We start from the raw sequence: 25,130 nt of genomic DNA, 5'->3' as shown, positions 1-25,130 counted from the left end.
TCTCAACTTTGCCGTCACGCTCGGCCCAGGATTGCCGCTTCAAAGCGCGAGGCCGCCAACGTTGGCGTGTTTTGGCGCATTGCTGCCATTCCTTGGGTCGCCAAAGAGCTGCACAATCCGGCATCATCCATGAGTCGCTCGACATTGAGCCGCAGGGCCTCGGCGTCCCCCACGGGTGAGAAAAGCGCTGTTCCGTCGGCATACGCCCGGACGCCACCAATATCAGTCGACACCACAGCGCAACCGCTGGACATCGCCTCAGCAGGTGGGAGATGCCAGCCCTCGGCATCGCTCGCGCAAAGGTAGATCTTCGATGACTGGTATGAATTCCGAATTTCTGCCTTAGACGGGTTCTTAATGTGCTGAACATGGTCGCCCAAGGATTCGGGGCGATCACAGGTGCCGAAGGTCACCGCCCGGAAGTTTGGGTACTTCTCCCCCAAAGAGTTGAGCACCTGAACAATGAGATCTGCCCTCTTCCATGGCACATCTGACACCATGGCACAAACATCATTCACCCGTGCATCAGTCTCCGGTCCGGACGGGAACTCAATCGGATCAATTCCGTTGGGAATAAGATCGCAATCCTCACCCAGAGTATGCATGTGCTCTTCCAGCCACGGCGCGATGACTATCTTCTTCAGTGGAAGTTTCCACGTGGAGTCGATGAAATCCGGGGCTGCCGACCAGTCTTCGTAGTGCTGAATGAAATACGATCCCGGGATTCCGGTCTTCTCGGCAACTGAAGCAACCAATGTTGCAGTCTGCACTTCCGTTGCGACGATGTAGTCCGTAGGGCGGACCAGGCCCGGGGTAAGGAATGGCAGGGTGAGGAATTGGATTCGTTCGTCAAGCGCAAACCATTCAGGCTTTTTATGCGGGCGGAGGCCTGCAAGGATTGAAGCGATCGGTCTACGGAAGTCTTTGACCTTGTGCCGAGCACCTTTGAGGAGCAAGGCATGCAAGAGAACGACTTCATGGCCTTGGCCGGCCAAATAATTGGCGTAGGAATAAACGACCTTGTAGCCACCAATTGGATACTTGCTGAACCCAGGCAGAACGATGGTAATTCTCGACCCCTGATTACGGCCGGCCGGTGACACAACCACTTCTGATTCCTGCTTGTTGCTAAACACTTTACTCCCGAAAACTATCTAGAGACTTGCGTTGACCGTGCCCCGGAGGATCTTCCTCGACGCGTTCCGCGGCGTGAGAACACCTCGACCGGAGCACCGGCCACAAACTCGATGAAGCATGGCAAGGCAATGCTGCCGCTGCGCAGCCCCGAAAGCAGAGCCCGTGAGGTAGGAACCCAGCCGTGACCTGTTTCGAAACCTGCCAGGCCATGCTCAAGTCCGGGAGCATCCGGGGCAACCCTTGCCCGCAGTGCATCAGCCATAACCCGGCGCCAGCCGAAGCTCAGGTCATTGGCGGTCTGGAGCATGGCGAAGGGGCTGCTGCTTCCCTGGAACTTACGGGACAGGGCTGCCACATGTTCTATTGACTTGAAGATGCTCTTCCGGCCGCCGACCTCGCCGAGGACGTTGCCGCCGTGCTGGACGTAGTCCTGGACAACGTCGTCAACCACAAGCGCGCCACCGGTCGCTTTAGCACAGACAGCCAGCCAATGGTCGTGTACCTGGGAGACGGTATTCAAACGCGGAAAGGGCAGCGCCAGGTCCAGGAGATCCCGCTGGAAGACACACAGGCTGCCGGTCACCTGATTCTGGGCAAGGAGTGCGCCCAAATCAACGTTCTTACGCTGGGTTGATTCTGTAACAACCTCATTGGCGGGAAGCCGGACAACCCGTGCCTGCCCGGCCACAAGGCTGACATCATTTAGGTGCGGCAGCAGCACCTCCAGCTTGGACGGATACCAGGAATCGTCCTGGTCAGACAAGGCGACCCATGCCGCTTCCGCCGGAACGTGCTGAAGGACGCGTTCAAAGTTGCCGTAGAACCCGAGCCTCTCCTCGAAGCCAAGCACTCGAAACCGCTCGTCTCCGCCGAACTCCCGGTCTACGAAGTCACGAATTTCAGCAAAACCTCCGTCCGCTGAAATGAGGCATTGGAACTGCGAGTGCGTCTGGCTCTGAATGGATCGCAGCTGGGTCCTGAACAGCTCCCAGTCCGGCTGGTACGCCGCAAGGGCAATAACACCGAACGTCGATGAGTCGTAGCGCATGGCCCGGGCCGCTATTCCGCGGCCGCCCGCTGGCCGAGGTACGTTTCGAGAACATCCCGGGAAGGCCGGGGTTTGAAGCCCGAGTTCTTGACTTTTGTCAGGTCCAGCACGCTGTTCAGCGGCCGGGGCGCCGCAGTCTTGCCTTTGAAATATTCTTCGCTGCTTACACCGGTGACGGCCGACCTTGGCTGCCCCGAAATTTCGTAGACATCGGCGGCGATATCTGCCCATGACTGGGGCTCGCCATCGTTGCTCAGGTTGTAGGTGCCGAAATCTGCGCCAGACTCCAGTAGGTGCTGGATTCCTGCTGCGATGTCTTCGGTGAAGCTGAGACGGCCGATCTGGTCGTTTACCACGGAGGGCTCGATGCCGCGGCTGGCGAGGTTTGCCATGGTCCGCACAAAGTTGTTCCCTTCACCGATGACCCAGCTGGTCCGGACAATGTAGTGCTTGGGAACTACAGACACCACCGCATCGCCGGCAGCCTTGGTCTGACCGTATACGCCCAGCGGGCTGAAAGGTTCAGTTTCATCGTGGCTCTTTTGGACCCCGTCAAAAACATAATCGGAGGATACATGCACCAGCGTCAGGTCGTACTCAATTGCGGTCCTCGCCAGCGCCGAGACGGCAGCAACGTTGACGGCCCAGGCAGCTTCGCGGCCTTCAGGAGACTCAGCCGTGTCAACTGCCGTATAGGCTGCGGCATTGACGATGGCGGAATAGTTTTTCCAGTTCCGCTGCGCAAAAGAGGCCGGACTGCCCAAGTCGAATTCGGCCCGGCCTGCAAACTCGACGTTCTTGTCGGATGCGTACAGTGTCCGCAGCGCCTTGCCCAACTGCCCGTCAGCCCCGACAACAAGAGTTTTTTTCCCGGGCATCGGAACAACGTCCGCGAGGCGCGGGTGAGCCCTGTCCTTGTCAGAAAGTTCAGCTTCGTCCAGGGGAACCGGCCAGGCAATTGCCGCCGTCTCGTCAGCCAGGTTGAGGAACGTATATTGCCCTTGGGCGTCGGCCGACCAGTGGTCGTTGACGAGGTATGTATATGCCGTGTTGTCTTCCAGCGTCTGGAATGCATTGCCAACACCACGTGGTATAAATATCGCCTGGCTTGGGTCCAGTTCTGCCGTAAAGACCGAACCGAAGGATGGCCCTTCGCGCAGGTCGACCCAGGCACCGAAAATCCTTCCGGTGGCAACGGAGATGAATTTGTCCCACGGCTCAGCGTGAATGCCTCGGGTAGTGCCTGCCTTCTCATTGAACGAGATGTTGTTCTGCACCGGGCGGAAGTCCGGCAGGCCCAAGGCAACCATCTTTTCCCGCTGCCAGTTTTCTTTGAACCACCCGCGGTTATCGCCGTGAACCGGGAGGTCGTACAGTACGACGCCGGGAATGGCAGTTGGGTGCGCGGTCAGCTTTTTGGAGAACTCAATCGACATTGCTTACTGGCCCTGTTCCTTGTACTTGGCTTCAGTGGCTGCTTTCTGCGGCCGCCACCAGTCCTCGTTATCGCGGTACCAGGCGATGGTGTCTTCGATGCCTTCGTCGAAGTTGGAGAACTGGGGCTCCCACCCAAGCTCGTCGCGCAGCTTGGTGGAGTCGATGGCGTAGCGCAAGTCGTGGCCAGGCCGGTCCACCACGTGGTCGTAAGCGTCCGGAGCCTGTCCCATGTGCTTGAGGATCAGCTCAACAACGTCTTTGTTGTTCTTCTCACCGTCCGCGCCGATCAGGTATGTCTCACCAATTTTTCCCTTGGCGATGATCGCCAGAACCGCGGACGAATGGTCATTCGCATGGATCCAGTCGCGTACGTTTTCGCCCTTGCCGTAAAGCTTCGGGCGGATCCCGTCGATCACGTTGGTGATCTGGCGGGGTATGAACTTCTCCACGTGCTGGTAAGGACCGTAATTGTTCGAGCAGTTGCTGATGGTGGCCTGCAGCCCAAAGGAGCGCACCCAGGCACGCACCAGCAGGTCCGAGCCGGCCTTGGTCGAGGAGTACGGGCTCGACGGGTTGTATGGGGTCTGTTCAGTGAACCGCTCCGGGTCATCGAGCTCAAGGTCGCCGTAGACCTCGTCGGTAGAAATGTGATGGAAGCGCTTGCCGTGTTTCCTGGCCGCCTCAATCAGCGTGTACGTGCCAATGATGTTTGTGTCCAGGAACGGGCGGGGATCATGCAGTGAGTTGTCGTTGTGCGACTCCGCGGCATAGTGAACCACCACGTCGGTGGCGGCAACAAGCCCATCCACCAGTGCAGCATCAGCGATGTCTCCGTGAACGAACGTAAAGCGGTCTTCAGGCAGGCCCCGCAGCGATTCCAGGTTGCCGGCATACGTCAACTTGTCCAGAACAGTGACATGGTCATCAGTATTTGCCAGGACGTAGTGGACGAAATTCGAGCCAATGAAGCCGGCGCCGCCGGTCACAAGGAGATTCTGCATCCAATCAGCTTACCGGCTGAGCCAAAGCCTTCTCCTCAGGTCCGTTGTGCTGTTCCCGCCGCACGCGGCGCCACGCCAGGGCCAGGCACCGAAGCAGCATAACGCGGGCCCTGATGATGACGGACAGGGAACGCCAGCTCCTGGGAGTGGCGTTACCCTCATGGATCCTGCGGAGCAGGGTCGATTCATCCAGGTGGCACATGGACCCTGCCACGTTGCCGCAGAGTGCCAGCCAAAGGTCGTGCGATTCAACGAGATACTTCGGAACGGGTGTAAACAGATGGACTACATCGCGGCGGAAGCCCATGGCACATCCGTAGTAGGCCCGGTAGCCCACCAGGGTGCCGAGTATGTTCGCTGCGTGCCGTTGGCTGTCTTTGCTGGAGAGACGGGAAATGTTCGGGCGGGCAGCATCCCCCAGCACGTCGAAATTCGAGGCAACAACCCTCGATGACTGGAGTGCGCGGAGCATCAACTGGAGCCTGCCGGGCAGCCAAACGTCGTCCTGGTCAGCGAGGAGAATGTACTCCCCCCGGGCCGCGACTACCGCTTGTTCAAATGACTTTACATAGCCCTGATTGGCGCGTACCTCTAAAAGGCGGATCCGTTCGTCGTCGAAAGCCCTGATTTTTTGAACGGTATCGTCCGGCGAGGCGTCGTCCACGATCACGACTTCATCATTCGGCCCGATCTGACTCATGATGGACTCAAGCTGTTCCTTGATATAGCGCCCGCCGCGGTAGCTGGCCAGGCAAACGCTGGCCCGGACTGCCTTGCTCTTGGCCTGCTCCGGGATGCCAACGGAATCGGTCTCCACTCTGCTCCTTCGTTATGCTGGAGTAGTATCGGCTCGCCGGAATAACTGTGCAGAGCCCGTTCTATCCTAGTCCGCACGGCCTAGGCTCCTGAGTGCGTTGTCCTGGTGACGGTCCCCGGCACAACCCACATTTCCCGGTTCCAATCGAGCCCCGTTGGGCTGCTGGTGGCTCGCAGTCGCCGGATGACCAGTGTGAAGTTGATATAGTTTGGACACCATGGAATCCACCCCCCATCCGCGCGTCCTGGTGATCATGCCTGCCTGGAATGAGTCGGAAGCCGTCGGTAACACAGTCCGTGAAGTGCTGAACACAGACCCCCGATACGACGTGCTTGTTGTTAATGACGGATCTACAGATGACACCGCCGCCGTTGCTGCTGCCGCTGGAGCCACGGTACTTAACCTCCCGTTCAATCTGGGTGTTGGCGGGGCTATGCGTGCAGGGTTTAAGTACGCCCGTCGTTGCGGCTACAGCCAAGTGATCCAGGTGGACTCGGACGGTCAGCACGATCCGCGCAGCATTGACGAAGTGCTTGAGGGGCTTGCCCATGCCGACATATCAATCGGCGCGAGGTTTGCAGACCGCGGCGACTACAAAGTCACCGGGCCCAGGAAATGGGCAATGCAGCTGCTGGCAAAAGTCATTTCTGGGCTGGCGAAAACGCGCCTCACGGACGTGACGAGCGGTTTTCGCGCAGCAAACCTGCGTGCTATGGATCAGTATCTCGACCACTACCCGGCCGAGTACCTCGGTGACACCATTGACTCCCTCGTCGTTGCCATCCGCTCCGGGTGCACGGTCACGCAGGTGCCTGTGGAAATGCGTGCCCGGCAGGGTGGAAAGCCCAGCCACAATCCGGCGAAGGCCGCAATATACCTCGGAAGATCGGTGTTTGCCCTGTTGTTTGCCCTCACCCGTAAGCGTTCCCACATGGTGCAACTGACTCCGCCCTCACCACACGCGACTGGCGTCTAGAGCATGGGTAATATCGCAGCCTTCCTGCTTGCCTTGGCGATTGTTGGCCTGGTCGTTGAAATGCTTCGACGGAAAAAACTCCGGGAGAAGTACGCTGCCCTTTGGCTGATCGTCGGCGTCCTCACGCTTGTTCTGGCAGCGTTCCCAAGGATGCTCAATGTTGTTGCCGAATTCGTCGGCGTACAACTGCCCTCCAACCTTCTCTTTGCGATGAGCATCCTGATGTTGCTCGGCGTGTGCCTGCATCTTTCATGGGAAATCTCAGTCGTCGAGGATGAAACACGGACCCTCGCCGAGGAGGTGGCCATCCTGCGGGTACAGGTGGAAGACCTTCACAACCGGCAGGCCCAAGGCGTTATCCTGCCGTCACAATCGATGGCGACTTCTCCAGAGTCTCAACCCCTTGCCGCCAAGCCCGATGTACGAGATAAAGGTTCGAACTGACACATGCCGTTGGATATTTTTGTTCCCTACTGGGGCGATCCGGAATACATGAAGGAAACGGTCACGAGTGTGTTGTCGCAGGACTGCGATGATTGGCTCCTCACCGTGGTGGATGACGCCTACCCCAGCCTCGAGGTTCAGGACTTCGTCACCGCCATCAAAGATGAACGTGTCCGTTACGTCCGCAAGGAAGAAAACGCGGGGATAACGGAGAATTACCGGACCTGCGTTTCCATGGCAACAGAAGAAATGCTCGTGATTCTCGGCTGTGACGACGTCCTTCTTCCCAACTACGTCTCCACGATCCTCGACGCCCACTCCCGCTATCCGGACGCAGCCCTGATACAGCCCGGGGTCCAGGTCATTGACGAAGAGGGCCGTGTAATCGTCACGCTGGTGGACTCAGTTAAGCAGAAACTCATCAAACCAAGCGGAGGCGGACGGCAACTCATGTCCGGCGAGGCGATCGCCAGCAACCTGATGCACGGTGACTGGCTCTACTGGCCATCTCTCGCTTTCCGTACTGACAAGATCCGGAAGGTGCAGTTTCGGGACGGATTTCCTATCATCCAGGACCTGGCCCTCATCATGGACATGGTCTACAACGGTGATCAGCTGCTTATCGAGCCGACCGTCTGCTTCCAATACCGCCGGCACTCGAACAGCGCATCCTCCACGAAACTCGTTGATGGATCCAGGTTTGCCGGCGAGCGGGAGTATTTCGCCGTGGCTGCCGGGCAGGCACGTGAGCTTGGCTGGGATAAGGCCGCCCGCGCAGCGCAACTTAGGCTGACATCCCGCGCCCACGCGGCGTCCCTGCTTCCCAAGGCTGTAATCGGCAAAAATACCGCCGCCGTCAAGGCCCTGGTCCGCCATACCTTCGGCAAGTAACGCCGTCGCTACGAAAGGTCCCACGTGACTTCCACTACAACTTCCGCCCGCCCTGGTGGCACTGTTCTCGTAACCGGGGGCGCCGGATTCATCGGCTGCGCAATCTCCGATGAACTGGCCAACAAATTTGACCGCCTGGTGGTCGTGGACAACCTTCACCCTCAAATACACGCAACAGGAGAACGTCCACCACAGCTGAACCCAGCGGCGGAGCTCATCGTCGCGGACGTTACTGAAGCGCAGACGTGGGACTCCGTGCTGCAAAGCGTGACGCCCGACGTCGTCATCCACCTCGCTGCGGAGACCGGAACGGGTCAATCTCTGGAGGAGTCCACCCGACACACACACGTCAACGTCGTCGGCACATCTCAGCTCCTGGATGGCCTTAACCGACATGGCAAGCTGCCGCGGCGCATCGTGTTGTCGTCGAGCCGTGCAGTATATGGAGAAGGCGCCTGGACCGATTCAGAAGGACGTACCTTTTACCCTGGCCAGCGAACGAGCGAAACGCTCGACAAGGCTCAGTGGGATTTTCCCGGCGCCTTCCCCGTCGCCATGAAGGCATCGGAAGTCTTCCCGGCACCAGTCAGCGTTTACGGTGCAACCAAGCTGGCCCAAGAGCACGTCCTTCAAGCATGGGCCAAATCCTATGGCGTCGAAACAGTCATCCTTAGGCTTCAGAATGTTTATGGACCTGGCCAATCGCTCATCAACCCTTACACCGGCATCATGAGTCTGTTCTGTCGTATGGCCATGGGCGGCAAATCAATTCCGCTGTATGAAGACGGCGAAGTCCGCCGTGACTTCATCCTCATCGACGACGTTGCCTCCGCCATCGTCGCGGGAGCCGTCTCCCCCAGTGTTCAAGGCGAGCCGATGGATATCGGCTCCGGCGAGTTCCAGACAATCGGTACAGCCGCCAAACTCATCGCCCAGCACTACAAGGCACCGGAAGCCCACGTCACCGGCCAGTACAGGCAAGGTGACGTCCGCCACGCGTGGGCAGACATAACCGCCGCTGAAAAAGTACTGGGATGGTCACCCAAATACAACCTGGCGCAGGGCATTGAGCGGCTGGCGAACTGGATCGACGCACAGCCAGACGTCAAGCCTGCCTGACCGTCAAAGGCATGAAATCCACCGCAACCACAGCGATTGTCAGCGTCTTTAACCCTGATGACCGCGTTTTCGACAACGCCTCGGCCCTGCTTTCCCAAGTGAAGCACGTCGTCATTGTCGATGATGGAAGTCCTCAGAACCCGCAGCAGATCCTGCAGGGCCTGCGGGACCTTGGCTGCACGGTCGAGAGACTCCCCCGCAACTCCGGAATAGCGGCGGCCCTGAATGCGGGAATTGAGCTCGCACGCGGCTTACCGGAACGACCAAAGTTCATCCTGACCATGGATCAGGACAGCCTCCTTGATGAGGGCTATGTCGCGGCGCTTGAAGAAGCAGCTGAGTCTGCCGAAAAGGCAGGCGTAAGGGCAGGCCTGATCGCTCCGGCTTCCATCCGAGGCCTGCCCACCCGCCGCGCCGGTCACAAGAACGGCGTGCCTTTGGGGGGTGAGCCTATTCAGTCGGGCCTCCTCGTGCCGGTGTCAGTGATTGAAGAGATTGGGGCATTCCAAACCGAGCTTTTCATTGACGGAGTGGACACTGAGTTTTTCCTGCGATGCGAATCAGCAGGGTTCAAGACGGTTATTGCACCGAATGCCGCCCTCAACCACACGCTGGGAACCATGACCAGGGCGAGGCTGTTGGGTGCTGATGTCTCATTCCGCGGCGTCCCCGTCAGAGTGCGAACCGCCGCGACATGGCGGTACTACTATTTGTTCAGAAACCGTATCCTGCTCGCCCGCAAGTACTGGCGTGGGCACTCTGCGTGGGCCCTGAAAGGATTTCTGGCTGATTACCGGCACCTGGCAATCGTGACGCTACTGGCGCCCGGCCGCCTGGAACGCCTGTCCGCGGCCGCAGCCGGGATCGTCGCCGGTGTTGCCGGCCAGGCCGGGCCACGACGAACCCGCTAGATGCGTTGCAGCACTTGGCATAAATTACCGCAGTTCCTACAAATCAACGTCAGACTGCCCCTGGGCGATATGGAAGAGACTGCGTCTGGACGCACATTGGGGACTGGGTACGTGGACACTGGATCAAACAAAGCTTTACCTATACGCGCCGTCCGGTCAGTGGTGTCCGCATGAGCACTTCAGGTTTGAGACCAAGCGCATTCCGTTCCCTTCGCGGGCCAGCTGCTTTCGCCTGCGCAGCACTCCTGGTTGTCATCCTGCGCGTCAATAGCTTCCTCGACGGCTACCTTGGGCTTTGCTTCGCTGCTGCTCTCATACTTCTTCTTCCCACAGCCCGTCATCTTTCGCTGCGGGTTCTCCTGAATGGGCTTCTGACACTTGGTTTCGCACCTATGACTTGGTGGGTCCCCGAGCGCTTTCTGTACGTTGACCATGGCACGGCCTTGATGGCGGCTGCTGCCGGTCTCCTCGCTTGGTGGGTTTTCTCTCCCCGGGCCGTTGTGCCCAGGCTATGTCGCCTCCTGCCACGAATGCGGTGGATCGATGTGATTCCGCTGCTGGCAGGGGGTCTGGGCGCGCAATCTTTATCAGTTATGCTGTCCGTCCGGTCAGCTTCCGATGCTTTGTCCCTGATGACAAGCCGGTGGGACTACCAATCACATTTCAGTATCTTCTACATGATCCGCACACATGGAGAAGTCGTACCATCGATCCCGCACCCTGCGCCGGGAGTGACGTGGGGCTTCGAAGAATATCCGCAAGCGTTTCACGCGTTACTGGCCTCCTTCGCGGACATCATCCGACCGGTAGACACGATTCTTGAAGCCGAGCTGATTTCTTATCTGAATCTGCAGGCAATTATTAGCGTGCTGACCGTTGTGCTGGTAGTTGCAGGGTTGTGCGCGTTACCTTTGGTCCGTCGGCGGCCCCTCTTGATGGTTCCGTTTATTTCCGCTGCAGCAGCCGCCTGGGTTTACGGACCGGGTTCCATACCCGTCTATGAAGGATTCGCCAATTTCTACCTCGCCTGCGGCCTCGCCACTGCGACGGCCTTAACGCTCCTGATCTTCAACCGCCGGCTTCCTGTGCTGGCAGTTGCGGCGGTAGGAGCGGGACTGATCGGGATAGCAAACAATTGGGTCCTGCTGCTGACGTTTGTTGCGTTCCTCTTTTTTGTCAGGTTCTGGCCGATTCTCACCCAACGCGAACTGTACGGCAGAGTTTGGTGGACCTTGGTGTCCATTTCAGGGGCGCTAACCGGGGTTGGCGTCATTCTTCCGCTCGTCCAGCTCTCGCCCCTAGTGGAACAGACCCGGGACATACTGGGCCTCCCCGGCGGAATCGCACTTCCGGATTTTGGGCTTGCCCTGACAATCATCGCTTTGGTCTCCACCTTGGGAGTTGCAAATTCCGTTGCTCGTGCCGCAAACCCGCTCCAGAGAAGTGGACAGCAGTCAGCAGCAAGTGCATGTCTGGGACTTTCGATTCCGATCGGGCTTTGTCTTTGGCTCGCCATCTCACAAAGCGTGACCAACGGCGTCATTTCGTACTACTTTTATAAATACTTGATTGCCCTGCTGTTGTTTACGTGGCCCATTGCAGTTGTAGCAGTGTCCTCCCTCGTGCCAGAGCGTCTTTCCATACTCGTTCGGGCGGAGAAGAAACTTGCGATAGCCCTATGCGTGTTTGCCGCGGCGGTGACGCAAATCTTTGGCTTCTCCGTTACTGGCCTTGACGAGCTGGGGCTGCCTGCAACTGCCCGAGGGATAATCGAAATGGAGAACCAATCTGCACAGCTGAAGACGACTCCGGATTTTGTGACACGCCTCCTGAGCAGTGCACATCAAAAACAGCCGGATGAGTCCGTCTATATTGTCGCGCCAAATACGATTGATACCCTGCTGGCAGCCCGCTGGCAGTGGGGCATGCTAGGAAAGTCTACGTCAAAGACCACGATGTTGAGCCCGTTTATCGAAGACATAATGACAGACTACGAGAATGCTCCTGAGCACATAGCCACGTTGCTACAGGCAAATCCTGGCACGTCAGTCATAGTTGATCCAGAACTGTACGAAGACGCCAGCACTCATTTAGAAACACTCGGTTTGGGAGCACGGTTACTCAAACTGCTGTAACGGCCGAACTACCTGATCCTATGGCTTCAGCCTTTTACCTATCGCCCCGTTAGGGCGAGAGCGCACCTGCCATGAGGGGAGCCAACTCCTCTGAGGCGCGGGCACTTATATGATTGATGTCCGAGTAAAGGGCGGTGTTCCCAATGAAGGGCGGGCACTTGCCGTCGACACAGAACCAATTTTTTGTGGGTATATAAACGGCCCCGTCACCGAGGGCGGCAACTGCACGGCGTTCTACTTCACTGTTGTTGTCAAACCTCGCAGCCCGCTCCGTGATGCAATCGGCAGGCTTGCTAAAGCGCGATATGCAGAGACTGGGATCTGCGCCGGCTGGAGCGGGAGCCTCAAGCAATACGTATCTTGCTCCATTCCCAACAACCAATCCACCCATCGCGGAGATGTTGCGTTGCCACTCCGCGTCAGCCTCCGGACCTGTTGCCCCACTCTTCAAATGCCCGTCATTCCTAAGCATTGATGATACGACGACGTCGGGGCGCTCGGTCAGGATTTTTTCTTTTACCCACTGCTTGAACCGGATACATTCCTCGGCGGAAGCATCTTGTCCGTCAGGAACTTGCGTCGGTGAGCAGGCGGCTACGGTGTAGACGAAAATCTTGACGTCCTGGTCCGCCAACGCCTTGCGGATGCCAGGCACAAAGCTCATTGTGGTGGAATCGCCGAAGACTATTACCGATTTGTCGGCCGCTTCATCCCCGTACACGCATCTTTGCGCATTGACCGTGACATCCTTGTCGTGCGCCAGCGGTGACAACTCACCACCCAAACAACCGTCTTTCGTCCACTCCACAGGCTTGGCCAAGGCACCATCCGGACCCATTCTGGTCGGGTCGGGAGTAAGACTAGGCCACTCCGCTGCATTGACTGCAGAAAGAAGCTGTTCTTGGCGCCCTTCGACGGTTTTCGCAGTTATGGATTCCGGGCCTTCCACACCTGGGCCGGTGGCTCCTGCTTCGACAGACCGCACATTTCCGAGCGTTGCAGAAGCGGTCAGGGGCGCAGCAACCAAGAGCGCGGCGAAGACTGCAACAGCGAAAAAACCGGGTTGTGGCCTTGTCGCGCCGGCTCGAACAGTAAACGTTTTAGAAATAAAGCTGCCGCGGCGCATTGGATCCTCTACCAACTTGAACGAGCAAACTGACAGCAAAATCATCAGGCAGACAGCCGCGACGTAATACCGCTTCGAGCCGAGAGGCAAGAGCACACCGACGAATATTATGACTGGGAAGTGCCAAAGGTAGAGCGAGTAGGAAATCTTACCGACGTACCTACTCAACGGGTTTGTGAGGACCCAAGCTGCCTTGTCGTATCGGCCGGACTGCTTGCCCGTGCCGGCCAATATAACGAGACATGCACCCAGGACTGGGTACAAGGCATTCGGCCCCGGGAATGGCATTTCGGGCGTGATGAATAGAGCGGAACAAGCAAGGACAGCCAGACCGAGCCACAGCAGCGCCGCCCTAAGCGTTCCACTGAACCCACTAAACTTTGCAGTCAGCACGGCGAGAATTGCCCCTGCGCTGAGCTCCCATCCTCTGGAGAATGTAGAAAAATAAGCAACGGTATGGTGCGTCTGGGTTTCCCATAGAGCAATGGCAAAAGAAACCACCGTAAAGGCAGCCATGGTGCAAACCAGGATGGTTGCAGTTCCACGGCGGTTGGCTTTCAACCTCCGCGCAAGGAACAACGCCCCCAGTATTATCCATGGCCAGAAGATATAGAACTGCTCCTCAACCCCGAGCGACCAATAGTGCTGGAGTGGAGATACGGATGATCCTGAGTTCATGTAATCTGTGCCAAGAATGGCGAAGCGCCAGTTCGCAGAGAACAAGAGAGCCCAAATCCCGTCTCCCGCGATGGAGGCGGCACGCCCGCCGTAGAAAAGCACATAGGCGATAGTTATCGTTACAGAGAGCACGACGACCGCGGCTGGAAGAATCCGCTTTATACGCCGGATATAGAACTGCCGGAATGATATCTTTCCTGTTGCAGTCGCTTCCCGGAGCAGAATCCCGGAAATAAGATAGCCAGAGATGACGAAAAAAATATCAACGCCAACAAAACCGCCCAGCGGCCAGTGAACCAAGTGATCTAGAACAACAATCACCACAGCGACAGCCCGCAGGCCCTCAATGTCCAGCCGACGTTGGTGCACAGACACAGGGCTGATTGCTCCCGGCCGCGTCTCACTGGCCAGTACTGAAGGCATAGTAAATCCGCTCATTCTTAGTCTAGGGGTCGCTCCAGCCTACCAAGGCCTGCCGCGCAGCTGAGCACCCCGGGTGCTCCAGGTGCTTACCGGTTTGGTGCTGAGTCGCGGTTGCGCCATGATTGGTATTCATGCGTGGAATTATTCTTGCCGGCGGAACTGGGTCCCGGCTGCACCCGATTACCCTTGGTATCAGCAAGCAGCTCGTCCCTGTTTACGACAAGCCGATGATCTACTACCCCCTTTCCACGCTGATTCTCGCTGGCATTCGCGACATCCTGATCATCACTACACCTCACGACGCTGACCAGTTCCAGCGACTGTTGGGCGATGGTTCCCAGTTCGGAATCAACCTGACGTACGTGCAGCAGCCGTCTCCCGACGGACTTGCCCAAGCGTTCATCCTCGGTACTGACCATATTGGCGATGAAACTGTTGCGCTTGTACTGGGCGATAACATTTTTTATGGCCAGGGTATGGGCACGCAGCTGCGGCGGCACGCTGACATCAAGGGCGGGGCAGTCTTCGGCTATTGGGTCAACGACCCGAAAGCTTATGGCGTTGTGGAGTTCGACGATGAAGGCAAGGCACTCTCCCTTGAGGAAAAGCCCGAGAAACCGAAAAGCCACTATGCGGTACCGGGGCTGTATTTCTACGACAATGACGTTGTTGAAATAGCCCGCAACCTCAAGCCGTCGCCTCGAGGTGAACTTGAAATTACAGATGTCAACAGGGCCTACCTGGAACGCGGAGATCTGCAGGTGGAGATCCTGCCCCGGGGTACAGCCTGGCTGGACACCGGTACTTTCAATGACTTGAGTGACGCGTCCAACTTTATCCGGACGGTGGAAAACCGGCAGGGACTGAAGATTGGGGCACCAGAGGAAATTGCCTGGCGTCAAGGGTTCCTGACGGACGAAGAGCTCCGCGACCGCGCCGAGCCGCTGGTCAAGAGCGGTTACGGCAGCTACCTTTTGGGCCTCTTGGAGAACTAAATTCCTCAGCCGACGGCTCAATCGCCGTCGTATTCTTCGAGTGGAGCCTCACAATGAGTTGGTTTTCAACCGCGCCTGCGATTTTTGCATGCCTTGGATTGTTATTCATCCCGGGAGCGCTTGTGGTTGCTGCGCTGGGAGTTCGGCGGCCCTGGTATCTGGCAGTTGCCCCGCTTCTGTCCATTACCCTGGTTGCCGTCACGGCCATCCTGGCCCCGTTCTTAGGAGTAGCCTGGAGTTTGCTCCCGGTCAGCGTAGTGACGCTGATTGTGTCCTTGGCTTTCTTGGGCGCGCGTCTCCTGCTGCAGCGCAATGGGGTTCAGGCGGTAGCGCCGGCACTGCCGTGGCAGTTCCGAAAGCCCTCCAGGGCCAACATCGTCGTTACCATAGGTTTTCTCGCCGGTTCAGCAGCCATAGCGTTCCAGCTATATAAGGCGTTCGACCGCCCGGATAATATCTCCCAAACCTTTGACAACGTATTCCATCTGAACGCGATCCGCTACATTCTCGATACGGGTAATGCTTCGTCGCTGACGCTTTCAGGCATGACCACGGGAGATAACCCGCCATATTTTTATCCGGCCGCTTGGCACGGATTGGCCTCGCTGCTTGTTCAGCTGACGGGCTCACCCATCAGTGTTGCCGTCAACGTGCTCAACCTCTGCGTCGCCGCGACTGTTTGGACTGCTGGCTGCATGTTCCTGACGAGGACGGCCGTTGGCCCCAATGCTTACGCGATCAGCGCGGCGGGAGTGCTCGCGGCCGGTTTCGGCTCGTTTCCATTGCTCCTTCTCGATTTTGGTGTGCTGTATCCGAATTTCCTTGCAATCAGCATGCTGCCCGCAGCTCTCGCCTGCGTCGCCATATTCTTCGGCATCAGCGACAGGACTGGAGAGCCCGGTCTGGCACGCTACGTGCTCGCCCCGGCAGCGGCCATCGGCACAGCCATTGCCCACCCCAACGGGCTGATGTCCCTTTTGGCCCTTTCAATCCCCATTCTCCTGGTCTCCTTCATCCGTTTCCTCTTGTTGAGGTACCGTAACGGACACGGCCATGGGCGGACAGTCTTCATGGGAGTCGGTTTACTAGCCATCCTTGGTGTCATAGCAGTGATGTGGAACTACATCAGGCCGCCCGCGGCCGCAGCGACGTGGCTTCCGTTCCAGACGCCTGGCCAGGCAATTGGTGAAATCATCACCAACTCTGCGATGCAGCGGCCTCCGGCATTTGCAGTCAGTATCCTGCTGATTGCAGGAGTTGTGGTTCTGCTTCGTCGCCATCGGCGCATCTGGCTGCTTGGCTCCTTTGGAGTAGTCGCTGCGCTTTTTGTTGTGGTCTCCGCAGGACCTGTCGGTTCGATGCGCGACACACTCACAGGGGTCTGGTACAACGACAGTTACCGCCTGGCGGCACTACTTCCCGTTGCAGCGGTGCCGTTAGCCGCCGCGGGCGCAGGCTGGCTAGCAGGAAAGCTGCAGCATCTATGGCAGGAACGCAGCGCCTCTCTGACCTTCCTCCCAGAACGGCTTACAACGTCCCGGGTCATGGTTCCGGTCGTTGTCCCGTTGGCCTTACTTGGTGTTCTCCTTGTAGCCCAGACGCTGCCGCTGCGCGCCTCCATAGCTTCAGCGAGGGCCAACTATTCAACGACCCCTGATTCTCCACTGGTCAGTTCCGACGAGATGGCCCTGATCGAGGAGCTGGACAGGATCGTACCGCCCGATGCGACCATTGCTGTTAACCCCTGGACCGGCGGAGCCATGGCCTTCGCACTGGCGGACCGCAATACAACTTCGAAGCATACGCTGACGACGTACACGAAAGAGGTTGAACTCCTGAACGACAAGCTCAGGGATGCAAGCGAAGATCCAGCAGTCTGCGACGCTGCCCGGGAGGACAACGTGCGCTACGTACTGGACTTTGGCACTCGAGAGGTCCACGGCGGCAATCACGGGTTCGCCGGACTCCAGATTCCGGATAACACACCAGGCTTTAGTCTCTTGGCCCGTCAGGGTGATGCGAAGCTATTCCAAGTTACAGCCTGCCAGTAGGGCCAGGCTCGCACACGTGTAATGCAGGCACAAATCCCTCGCGGCTTCATTTCTCTTGACGCGTGGATAGATGCTGCTCAGGAGTGTGGACGCTGATTGTTTGCGCTTCCCTATGGAGGGTCCTGCCTAGAGATCCAGTCTTCTTGCCAGGACGGGAGCCAAAGATTTGGCGAAAGTATTGGTCAGGTGGTTGTCGCGATACACCAGGACATTGCCTATCACCGCAGGGCAGGTCTTCCCCCGGCAGACGTATTCACTCAAATCCAGGACCTCCACCCCATCGATTTGGCCCGCTGCCCGCCTTAAAGGATCGTCGCTCGTGTCCTCGCGGGGCCGGCTCACCTGGCATTGCGCGGAGTCCGGGCCCTTTAGCTGGACACAGTCCGGGGCGGAGAACCGCGGATAGGGATTGTCGAGAACAACCGCCACACGAAGTCCGGCAGCCCGCAGGGGCCTGAGCAGATCGACGTAGCCGTTCACCAATGACTCCGGAGAATCCCAGCGCCAGTGCAAGGCATGCTCGTAGCCCTCAGGCACCATCCCGGATACCACAACCAAATCTGGCCGCAGAGCCAGAATCCTCTGCAGCGAGACCTGATTCTGGTTGGAGCAATTGTGGTACACGGTCGTTGCGTCCGCAGGCGGCGTGGACGTAAAGGGACACCCGTTCCGGACCATCGCCCGCACTTCCCATCCGGCAGGCGCTCCTGCAAGCACCAGCGGATCGACAAATTGGGCTGCATGGGAATCCCCGACTACAACCATGCTTTTGGTCGGGTTTTCGGCGCCATACACGCACTGGTCAACGCCCATGCTGGCCGGATCATAGACACCGCACTGACCTGCGCCTGTCAGCGGCACGTCTTTCAACGCTACTGAAGGGTCCGGTTGGATGGGCAAACCAGCAGGAACAGGCACTGCACGGCCGGGATCAAAGGCCAAAGCCCCGGGATATTCGCGGATATTCAGCAGACTTTGGAGTTCCTGGGATTTGGCTTCGACAATGCCCCAGGGAGCCAAGGCGGAACCCGTAGTTGCAATCACTACGCCTAAAGCGGCCAGAAACGAACCAACGGGAACGCGGCTGGTTGTCTTGAACCGGGCCAATCCTGGCGGAAGGTGCTTGTACCCATGCCTGAATCGTTGCTCGACAAGATAGTAGGAAGGGACGGCAAGTGCCACGCTTATACCCGCTATGACAATTCCATGCACGATGCCCGGTTCACGTCCAAGGAAGAAAACGTAAAACACCACAACCGGCCAGTGCCACAAATATAAGGAGTAGGAAATATCGCCCACGAACGTTATGGGGCGCAAACTAAGGAACGACGTCACTGAGAACGCACCCGGGACGTCTCCCGTTCGTGAACCCGAGGCCAGGATCAGCAGCGTCGACATCACGGGGAGTAACGCCGCGTAGCCGGGAAAGGCCAACGAGGTCGAGAAACTGAAGGCCGAGTAAGCCACACCCGCCAGTCCAAGCCAACCTGCGACAGCCCAAAATTTACGTTGCAGCGGGCCACGGCCAGGCAGCAGCAGCGCGGCCAACCCACCGACTCCGAGCTCCCAGATCCGGGTGGTGGTAGCGAAATAAGCAATTTCGTGATGGGAAGAGGAAAACAGGACGCTGTGGCCAAAGGACGCCGCAGTGATCAAAGCAACAACCCAAACGGAGACGGCAGTTGCGTTGAGACGCGCGTTTCGAGCCAGCGCCGCTCCCCCGAGAAGCAACAGCGGTATGAGGATATAGAACTGCTCCTCAACAGCCAGCGACCAGTAGTGCTGCACTGGGGAGACCAGAGCCGTTGCCTGCGCGTAGCTGTTGGCGCTGAATGCCTGATTCCAGTTCTGGATCTGCAGCCCCGACATGATCACATCCATGCTGATGGATTGCCACCTGCTCTGCGGCAGCAGGACTACCGTAGCCAGGACGATGGAAATCAGCACGAGCGTGGCCGCAGGCAGTAATCGCCAAATCCTTCTTTCGTAAAATGCAAGAAGGTTCAGCGTTTCCTTACCTGCGATCTCCCGGACCAGGGAACCGATAATGAGGAATCCGGAAATGACAAAGAAGACGTCGACCCCGACGAAGCCACCCGGAAGTACCGAGGGCCAAATGTGATAAACGATAACCAGGCCTACAGCGACGGTCCTAAGGCCTTGGATATCGCGCCGTTGGGGAATGCGTTCCCCTTTGGGTGGCCTGATCCGTACGTGTCGCCCGGCAAGAACCTGGGACGTGGGCGGCATGAGCGCAGCTCTCTTTCAAATGTGCAGACGCAGGATTGCCAGGAACGGAAGCCTCAGGACCGAAGGATTGCTACGGCGTCGTGTATCGAACCGTCAAACTTGACGTTGCCGTGTTCAAGGAGGATGCCGCGCTCACATATCCGGGACACGAGGTCCAGGTCGTGACTGACGACTACCAAAGTCTTGCCGTCGCGGGCGAGTTCCTGAATCTTGTCGATGCACTTTCGTTGGAAAGGTTCATCACCGACGGCAAGGATTTCGTCGATGAGGAAGACTTCCGGATCCGTGTGCACGGCGACAGAGAATGCCAGCCGCAAGTACATCCCTGATGAATAGAACTTGACCTCGGTGTCGATGAACTGCCCGATTTCCGAGAACTCAACAATGTCGTCGAACCGGTCTTTGACCTGTTGCTCGGTCATCCCCAGGATGGCACCATTCAGGTACACGTTATCCCGGCCGGAAAGATCCGGGTGGAAACCTGCACCCACCTCAATGAGACCCGCAACCCGTCCCCTCGTCTTTACGGTTCCGGTGTCGGGCAGCATCACGCCTGAGATGTGCTTGAGCAGGGTGGACTTGCCGGAGCCATTGAAGCCCAGGAGTGCAACCGTCTCACCGGTCTTGATATCCAGTGACACATTCTTCAGCGCGTGGAACTTCTCAGACAGATCGCCTTTGCGCCCCTTGGCCAGCCACACGACGGCCTCCTTGAGGGACCTGGTATGGCGCAGCACGAACTGTTTGCTGATATCCGAAACTTCTATTGCCGTGACCACTTACAGCTCCTGAGCAAAACGGCCCTCGAGGCGCCGAAAGGTAAATTGACCCAAAATGATGATTACCACCGCAACCACAAGCCCGACGGGCAACCATAAACTAAAAAGATTCGGGGGCATGGAGACAGAGCCGTCCGTGGTGGGGAACCAGAACGCGTAATGGAACAACTCCACACCGATAGTGATCGGGTTTGCCTGGTATATGGCAAACGCCGTACTGCCGAGCTTTTCCTCCACCATGGACCATGCATACATGACGGGCGAGGCCCACGTTGCCACCATCAGCAGCATGTCAACGAGGTTCTCGGAGTCGCGGAAGTAGACGTTCGCGGCCCCGAAGAGGAGCCCGAGACCTGTTGCGAGCAGGCCCACGATAACAAAGCCGGCCACCGCTGCGAGCAACTGAAGAAAACTCGGATGCCAACCTGCAAAGACACACCCAACGACGAGGACCACCAGCTGGGGGAAGAAGTGAACAGCCGAAACCCAAACAGAAGCAATCGGAAACAGCTCGCGGGGAAGGTAAATCTTCTTGATCAGGTTCCCGTTCATAACGATGGACCTGGCCGCATTTCCCAATGCTTCCGAGAAGAAATTAATCAGCACAATTCCCGAAAACAGGTACACGGCGTAGTTTGCCAACCCATCTGGATTCCGGGCGCTCCGCTCCAGTCCCAGGAAAACTCCCAAGGCCACATAGAAGACTATGAACTGAACGCCCGGCTTGACGTAAGACCAGAGGAGGCCGAGGACAGAACCCCGGTAACGTACTTTGAGTTCCTTCCGGACTAACAGCTTCAGCAAAAAGTTCGACTGCCGGATGTCCCCCAGACCACGGCCCAGCCCTGGTGTGGTCAGATCACTGGTTGAAGTCGTGCTCACTTGATCTCGTTCTGCGTATGTTTCTCGAACGTCTTCCTCCACGACTCGATGGAGGTCAGGTCGTTCATGGCAGTCTTGTATTTCTTACTGAGGGCCGGCCATTCCTTGAGCAGGGCGGAGTGAAGGCGTGCGCTTTCCACCAGCATTTTCCGCAGCTGCTTCGGATCACGCCGGTACCAGGAGGCCCCGGTACCTTCAGCGTTGGAAACAACAGCGCTGTCATACTGGGCCATGCGCCACCACCGGTTGTCCTGGTGGGCCACTGTGGTCTGCGGGCGCTCGGCGCTGGTTCCCTTTACCGGGCTCAGCAACTGACGGACGACAGTCTTGGCTGCCCAAGGCAGAAGGGTGATTCGCGTCGGCTGGGAAGGCCCGTGGCCGCGACGCGGGGGCTTGTCCATCTTCGGGGCCGGGAAGTCCTCAGGATCCGGGCGGAAAACTGCATCCGAATGGGCGGCCATCATTTCGCGGATTTCGGGCAGCTTTGATGACAGCAGGTCAGGCAACGCTTCCGGGCCCTTCAGTACGTCTTCCAAAGCCCACTGCCTGCCCTGTGCCGTGGCATACTGCATGGACACCATGTGCTTCACGTCCCCGTACTGCGAAACCTTCACTACTTCGCCACCGAACTCATACGGACTGTGCAGCAGTGCGGCAATCACGCGGTTGCGGGAGTGGAAGTAAGCCTGCCACCCGACCAGGTCGTCTTTGTCGATCCAGGACACGTGCCATACGGCAGAGCCGGGCAGCGAAACCGTCGGGAAGCCATGGGCTTTGGCCCGCAGGCCATATTCGGCGTCGTCCCACTTGATAAACAGAGGCAGGGAAAGCCCAATTTCGCGGATCACCTTGGTGGGAATGAGGCACATCCACCAACCGTTGTAGTCCACATCACAGCGCCGGTGAAGCCACGGCGTCTGCCGCAGGTTGGAGGACATGAAGTCATGACCCAGAATCATGTCTTCGCTGGGCAGGGACGGCTGGAAGCGGTACGGGTTAACCACCTCTCCAAACGTGTGCAGGACAGTCCGGTTGTACAAATCGAACATATGTCCGCCCACCAGGGTGGGGGTCTTGCAGCGGTCTGCGAAGGTCAGCAGCCTAATGATGCTCTCGGGCTCGACGACGATGTCGTCATCCATGAGCAGTACATAGTCACTGTCGTTTTCGACGGCTTCGAACATCCCCCTCGCAAATCCACCGGAACCGCCCAGGTTGGACTGGTTGATAATGCGCAGCTTACCGTTCAGAGAGTTCTTGACCTCATCAAAACCGTCCGCCTCCGAGAGCTTTTGCGTGCCCTGGTCCACAATGAGGATTTCCTGCACGTGCGCGAGGGCTTCCTCGCTCTCGGCAAGCAGCCGGAGGTTGTTCAGGCAAAAATCCGTCTTGTTGAGGGTGGTGATCTGGAGGGTCACCGTCCCTGGCGTGCTTCGAACAGCCGGCCCCTGCCATTCGGCGTCAAGCATGACCAGCGGTTCTGATCCGGCCACAAGGTCGAACCAGTACCAGCCGCCGTCACCGAACGGGGCAAGCGAGAGCTCGAAGAAGTTTTCTGCAATGCCTTCTACGCGGCGCGTGTCGACGCGCTGCAGCGACCCGCGGGCGTTTGATTTGTAGACGATAACCGAGCCGGTGCCCTGCGTTCGGACATGCAGCCGGATCTTGTCCACGGTAGTCCAACGGCGCCAGTAGCTGGCAGGAAAGGCGTTGAAGTAGCTGCCGAAGGAGACGCGTTCGCCCGACCGGACAGAGGTCGAATGCCGTGAAAGGAAGTCCTCCACGTGCGCTTCTTTTGTGGGGCTGCTGATAGTCCGGGGCTTGGACGTCTTTGTGTCCTGGTCACCCATAGTCGGCAGTTGAATACCGGTGGCCGTCCCCATATCCATGTACAGCGGCACCGTGTCCATCTGGCTGACACTGGGCAGGATTACCCGCTGGAGCGTTTCCCACTCACCCGCCTGTTTTTGGATTGCCTCGGCGGTGGCCTTCTTCTGGCTTGCAGTTGTCACGCTCATGCGTCCACGCCTCCACTTTCCAGCTGTACGCCGCTTTCATAATGCGGCCGGATCTTGTTGTCGAACATGCTCAGCGCGGCGCCGATAGCCATGTGCATGTCCAGGTACTTGTAGGTGCCCAGGCGGCCGCCGAACAGTACATCTTTCTCTGCGGCGGCGAGGTCGCGGTACTTGAGCAGGCGTTCCCGGTCCGCGGAGGTGTTGACGGGATAATAGGGCTCGTCGCCCTTCTCCGCGAAACGCGAGAATTCGCGCATGATGACCGTTTTCTCGGTCTGGTAGTCACGCTCAGGGTGGAAATGGCGCGGTTCGATCACACGGGTGTAGGGAACGTCGTCGTCGTTGTAGTTCACTACAGACGTGCCCTGGAAGTCACCAACGTCAAGAATTTCTTCCTCAAAGTCGATGGTGCGCCAGGAGAGGTCCCCTTCGGCGTAATCGAAGTAACGGTCCACGGGACCTGTATAGACCACGGGGATGTTCCCGACAACCTTGTTCTTGCTGTATTCATGCGACTCGTCGAAGAAGTCGGTGTTCAGCCGCACCTCGATGTTGGGGTGCTCGGCCATCTTTTCGATCCAGGCCGTGTAGCCGTTGGTGGGCAAACCCTCGTACTTGTCATTGAAGTACCGGTTGTCGTAGTTGTAGCGCACCGGAAGCCGCGAGATGATGCCGGCGGGCAGGTCCTTGGGGTCCGTCTGCCACTGCTTGCCTGTGTAGTGCTTGATGAAGGCCTCGTACAGGGGGCGGCCGATCAGCTGGATGCCCTTGTCGTTAAGGTTCTGGGGATCAGTTCCGGCAAGCTCGCCCGCCTGCTCCTGGATCAGGTCCCTTGCCTGGCCCGGAGTGAGGTTGGCGCGGAAGAACTGGTTGATCGTTGCCAGGTTGATCGGCAGGGAGTAAACCTCGCCCTTATGCACGCCGTAGACCTTGTGCACGTAGTTGGTGAAGGTGGTGAACCTGTTGACGTACTCCCACACCCGTTCGTTGGATGTGTGGAAAAGGTGGGCGCCGTACCGGTGGATCTCAATACCGGTCTGCTCTTCCTTTTCGCTGTAGGCATTGCCGCCGATGTGGTGGCGGCGGTCGAGGACAACCACCTTCAAGCCGAGCTCAGTAGCGGCCTGTTCTGCGATTGTCAGGCCAAAAAAGCCGGACCCTACGATGACAAGGTCAGCGGTCACAAAATCTCCTGGTTTGAATGCGGGCAGCGCAATGGTGCGCATTGTCTGCTGCTCTAGCCTACCCGAGGCACCACAGCGCACGTCGAATCAGGGCGCCGGGGCAACCGCCAAAAAAGTGGCGACGCTACGCCTCCGCCAGGAAGCCATCCCGCTCGAGGTATCGGACCCCGGTCTGGGGGCACACCCATTCGCTGCCCTCCTGCTGCAGCGGGTAGCCCGCCTTCCCCACCCAGCCAACACGACGGGCGGGTACGCCCGCCACGAGGGCGAAATCCGGCACATCCTTGGTGACAACGGCACCCGCGGCGACCGTTGCCCACGCCCCGATAGTCAGCGGCGCAATGCACACGGCCCGGGCCCCGATAGCAGCGCCCTGGCGGATGGTGACACCGACCTTGTCCCAGTCATCCTCAGTTTTCAGCACGCCGTCGGGAGTCACTGCACGGGGGAAGACATCGTTGGTCAGCACCACCGCAGGGCCAATAAAAACACCTGCCTCCAGAACCGCCGGCTCATACACCAGCGCATAGTTCTGGACCTTGCAGTTGTCGCCCAGTAAGACGCCCGGACCTATATAAGCCCCGCGGCCGATCACACAGTTCTCCCCCACCTGCGCGGACTCCCGGACCTGTGCCAAATGCCACACTTTTGTCCCCGCCCCGATGACGGCTTCCTCAGAAACATCAGCGCTGGCTGCAAGTGTGCTCACAGGGGCTCCTTCAGGGCCTGGACCGCGTGTGCGATCGAAGTTTGTAGCGATCCTAACCGAGCGCGGACGGAGTTTGTCCACATACAGAAACTCGGCAGGACGCCCATGCCCTTCTGCTG

20 protein-coding genes are annotated in these 25,130 nt (G+C 58.3%); 8 read left to right on the top strand and 12 right to left on the bottom strand.

Features of this window, described 5'->3' with window-relative positions; all coding sequences use genetic code 11:
- Nucleotides 1–14: 14 nt before the first annotated feature.
- From AC3A4Z_RS05960 to AC3A4Z_RS05940, 5 genes are read right to left on the bottom strand one after another with little or no spacing between them, the layout of a single operon-like run.
- Nucleotides 15–1,136: a glycosyltransferase gene (locus tag AC3A4Z_RS05960; RefSeq protein ID WP_493970040.1), complete on the bottom strand. Its 1,122-nt coding sequence runs from the start codon at nt 1,134–1,136 to the stop codon at nt 15–17.
- A 14-nt stretch (nt 1,137–1,150) separates the two neighbouring features.
- On the bottom strand, nt 1,151–2,185 hold the full coding sequence (locus tag AC3A4Z_RS05955) for a glycosyltransferase (RefSeq protein WP_498710713.1): 1,035 nt from the start codon (nt 2,183–2,185) through the stop codon (nt 1,151–1,153).
- Between the two features lie 11 nt (nt 2,186–2,196).
- Entirely contained in the window at nt 2,197–3,621 is a 1,425-nt protein-coding gene (locus AC3A4Z_RS05950; RefSeq protein WP_498710711.1) for a sugar nucleotide-binding protein, read from the bottom strand.
- Nucleotides 3,622–3,624: 3 nt separating this feature from the next.
- Entirely contained in the window at nt 3,625–4,623 is a 999-nt protein-coding gene (gene rfbB, locus AC3A4Z_RS05945) for a dTDP-glucose 4,6-dehydratase (protein ID WP_498710710.1), read from the bottom strand.
- A gap of 4 nt (nt 4,624–4,627) precedes the next feature.
- The gene (locus AC3A4Z_RS05940) at nt 4,628–5,440 is read right to left on the bottom strand and encodes a glycosyltransferase (protein ID WP_493970036.1); all 813 of its coding nucleotides are present in this window, start codon (nt 5,438–5,440) and stop codon (nt 4,628–4,630) included.
- 217 nt (nt 5,441–5,657) lie between these two features.
- On the opposite strand from AC3A4Z_RS05940, the gene AC3A4Z_RS05935 reads away from it, so the two are divergent.
- The 6 genes from AC3A4Z_RS05935 (at nt 5,658) to AC3A4Z_RS05910 (ending at nt 11,916) form a co-directional block, all read left to right on the top strand.
- Nucleotides 5,658–6,416 carry a glycosyltransferase family 2 protein gene (locus AC3A4Z_RS05935; RefSeq protein WP_498710708.1) on the top strand — a complete coding sequence of 253 codons (759 nt, stop codon included), beginning with the start codon at nt 5,658–5,660 and terminating at the stop codon, nt 6,414–6,416.
- A gap of 3 nt (nt 6,417–6,419) precedes the next feature.
- Nucleotides 6,420–6,860: a DUF2304 family protein gene (locus tag AC3A4Z_RS05930; protein ID WP_493970034.1), complete on the top strand. Its 441-nt coding sequence runs from the start codon at nt 6,420–6,422 to the stop codon at nt 6,858–6,860.
- Nucleotides 6,861–6,863: 3 nt separating this feature from the next.
- Nucleotides 6,864–7,751: a glycosyltransferase gene (locus tag AC3A4Z_RS05925; RefSeq protein WP_498710706.1), complete on the top strand. Its 888-nt coding sequence runs from the start codon at nt 6,864–6,866 to the stop codon at nt 7,749–7,751.
- A 24-nt stretch (nt 7,752–7,775) separates the two neighbouring features.
- Nucleotides 7,776–8,870, top strand: coding sequence for an NAD-dependent epimerase/dehydratase family protein (locus AC3A4Z_RS05920; RefSeq protein ID WP_498710705.1), 1,095 nt, complete (start codon nt 7,776–7,778; stop codon nt 8,868–8,870).
- A gap of 11 nt (nt 8,871–8,881) precedes the next feature.
- Nucleotides 8,882–9,781 carry a glycosyltransferase gene (locus tag AC3A4Z_RS05915; RefSeq protein ID WP_498710703.1) on the top strand — a complete coding sequence of 300 codons (900 nt, stop codon included), beginning with the start codon at nt 8,882–8,884 and terminating at the stop codon, nt 9,779–9,781.
- A gap of 530 nt (nt 9,782–10,311) precedes the next feature.
- A complete protein-coding gene (locus AC3A4Z_RS05910) occupies nt 10,312–11,916 on the top strand; it encodes a hypothetical protein (RefSeq protein ID WP_498710701.1) in 1,605 nt (534 codons plus the stop codon).
- 49 nt (nt 11,917–11,965) lie between these two features.
- Here AC3A4Z_RS05910 and AC3A4Z_RS05905 read toward each other — a convergent pair whose 3' ends face one another.
- Complete coding sequence (locus tag AC3A4Z_RS05905) at nt 11,966–14,143, bottom strand: acyltransferase family protein (protein ID WP_498710699.1); 2,178 nt, start codon at nt 14,141–14,143, stop codon at nt 11,966–11,968.
- A 131-nt stretch (nt 14,144–14,274) separates the two neighbouring features.
- Here AC3A4Z_RS05905 and rfbA point away from each other — a divergent pair, with 131 nt between their 5' ends.
- Together rfbA and AC3A4Z_RS05895 are read left to right on the top strand one after the other, a co-directional pair.
- Entirely contained in the window at nt 14,275–15,138 is an 864-nt protein-coding gene (gene rfbA, locus AC3A4Z_RS05900; protein ID WP_498710697.1) for a glucose-1-phosphate thymidylyltransferase RfbA, read from the top strand.
- Between the two features lie 53 nt (nt 15,139–15,191).
- On the top strand, nt 15,192–17,189 hold the full coding sequence (locus tag AC3A4Z_RS05895; RefSeq protein ID WP_498710696.1) for a DUF6541 family protein: 1,998 nt from the start codon (nt 15,192–15,194) through the stop codon (nt 17,187–17,189).
- 126 nt (nt 17,190–17,315) lie between these two features.
- Here AC3A4Z_RS05895 and AC3A4Z_RS05890 read toward each other — a convergent pair whose 3' ends face one another.
- The 6 genes from AC3A4Z_RS05890 to AC3A4Z_RS05865 all read right to left on the bottom strand — a co-directional run bounded on the left by AC3A4Z_RS05890 (nt 17,316) and on the right by AC3A4Z_RS05865 (nt 25,011).
- Entirely contained in the window at nt 17,316–19,439 is a 2,124-nt protein-coding gene (locus AC3A4Z_RS05890; protein ID WP_498710694.1) for an acyltransferase family protein, read from the bottom strand.
- A 53-nt stretch (nt 19,440–19,492) separates the two neighbouring features.
- The gene (locus AC3A4Z_RS05885) at nt 19,493–20,218 is read right to left on the bottom strand and encodes an ATP-binding cassette domain-containing protein (protein ID WP_493970026.1); all 726 of its coding nucleotides are present in this window, start codon (nt 20,216–20,218) and stop codon (nt 19,493–19,495) included.
- Entirely contained in the window at nt 20,219–21,100 is an 882-nt protein-coding gene (locus AC3A4Z_RS05880; RefSeq protein ID WP_493970025.1) for an ABC transporter permease, read from the bottom strand.
- Entirely contained in the window at nt 21,097–23,118 is a 2,022-nt protein-coding gene (locus AC3A4Z_RS05875) for a glycosyltransferase (RefSeq protein ID WP_498710693.1), read from the bottom strand. The genes AC3A4Z_RS05880 and AC3A4Z_RS05875 overlap by 4 nt, the downstream gene beginning before the upstream one ends.
- Nucleotides 23,115–24,302: a UDP-galactopyranose mutase gene (glf, locus tag AC3A4Z_RS05870; RefSeq protein WP_498710692.1), complete on the bottom strand. Its 1,188-nt coding sequence runs from the start codon at nt 24,300–24,302 to the stop codon at nt 23,115–23,117. Before glf ends, AC3A4Z_RS05875 begins: the two co-directional genes overlap by 4 nt.
- Nucleotides 24,303–24,426: 124 nt before the next feature.
- Nucleotides 24,427–25,011: an acyltransferase gene (locus AC3A4Z_RS05865; protein WP_498710691.1), complete on the bottom strand. Its 585-nt coding sequence runs from the start codon at nt 25,009–25,011 to the stop codon at nt 24,427–24,429.
- Nucleotides 25,012–25,130 lie beyond the last annotated feature (119 nt).

This window comes from Arthrobacter sp. Soil_C_49, from assembly GCF_057656635.1.
This window is presented reverse-complemented; position numbering and strand designations above follow the sequence as displayed.

Bases quoted from the DNA above. Each gene is read 5' to 3' on its own strand.
- rfbA (WP_498710697.1), top strand. From the start codon at position 14,275: ATGCGTGGAATTATTCTTGCCGGCGGAACTGGGTCCCGGCTGCACCCG.
- AC3A4Z_RS05935 (WP_498710708.1), top strand. From the start codon at position 5,658: ATGGAATCCACCCCCCATCCGCGCGTCCTGGTGATCATGCCTGCCTGG.
- AC3A4Z_RS05895 (WP_498710696.1), top strand. From the start codon at position 15,192: ATGAGTTGGTTTTCAACCGCGCCTGCGATTTTTGCATGCCTTGGATTG.
- AC3A4Z_RS05915 (WP_498710703.1), top strand. From the start codon at position 8,882: ATGAAATCCACCGCAACCACAGCGATTGTCAGCGTCTTTAACCCTGAT.
- AC3A4Z_RS05910 (WP_498710701.1), top strand. From the start codon at position 10,312: ATGCGGTGGATCGATGTGATTCCGCTGCTGGCAGGGGGTCTGGGCGCG.
- AC3A4Z_RS05905 (WP_498710699.1), bottom strand. From the start codon at position 14,143: ATGCCTTCAGTACTGGCCAGTGAGACGCGGCCGGGAGCAATCAGCCCT.
- rfbB (WP_498710710.1), bottom strand. From the start codon at position 4,623: ATGCAGAATCTCCTTGTGACCGGCGGCGCCGGCTTCATTGGCTCGAAT.
- AC3A4Z_RS05925 (WP_498710706.1), top strand. From the start codon at position 6,864: ATGCCGTTGGATATTTTTGTTCCCTACTGGGGCGATCCGGAATACATG.
- AC3A4Z_RS05950 (WP_498710711.1), bottom strand. From the start codon at position 3,621: ATGTCGATTGAGTTCTCCAAAAAGCTGACCGCGCACCCAACTGCCATT.
- AC3A4Z_RS05890 (WP_498710694.1), bottom strand. From the start codon at position 19,439: ATGCCGCCCACGTCCCAGGTTCTTGCCGGGCGACACGTACGGATCAGG.
- AC3A4Z_RS05955 (WP_498710713.1), bottom strand. From the start codon at position 2,185: ATGCGCTACGACTCATCGACGTTCGGTGTTATTGCCCTTGCGGCGTAC.
- AC3A4Z_RS05875 (WP_498710693.1), bottom strand. From the start codon at position 23,118: ATGAGCGTGACAACTGCAAGCCAGAAGAAGGCCACCGCCGAGGCAATC.
- AC3A4Z_RS05930 (WP_493970034.1), top strand. From the start codon at position 6,420: ATGGGTAATATCGCAGCCTTCCTGCTTGCCTTGGCGATTGTTGGCCTG.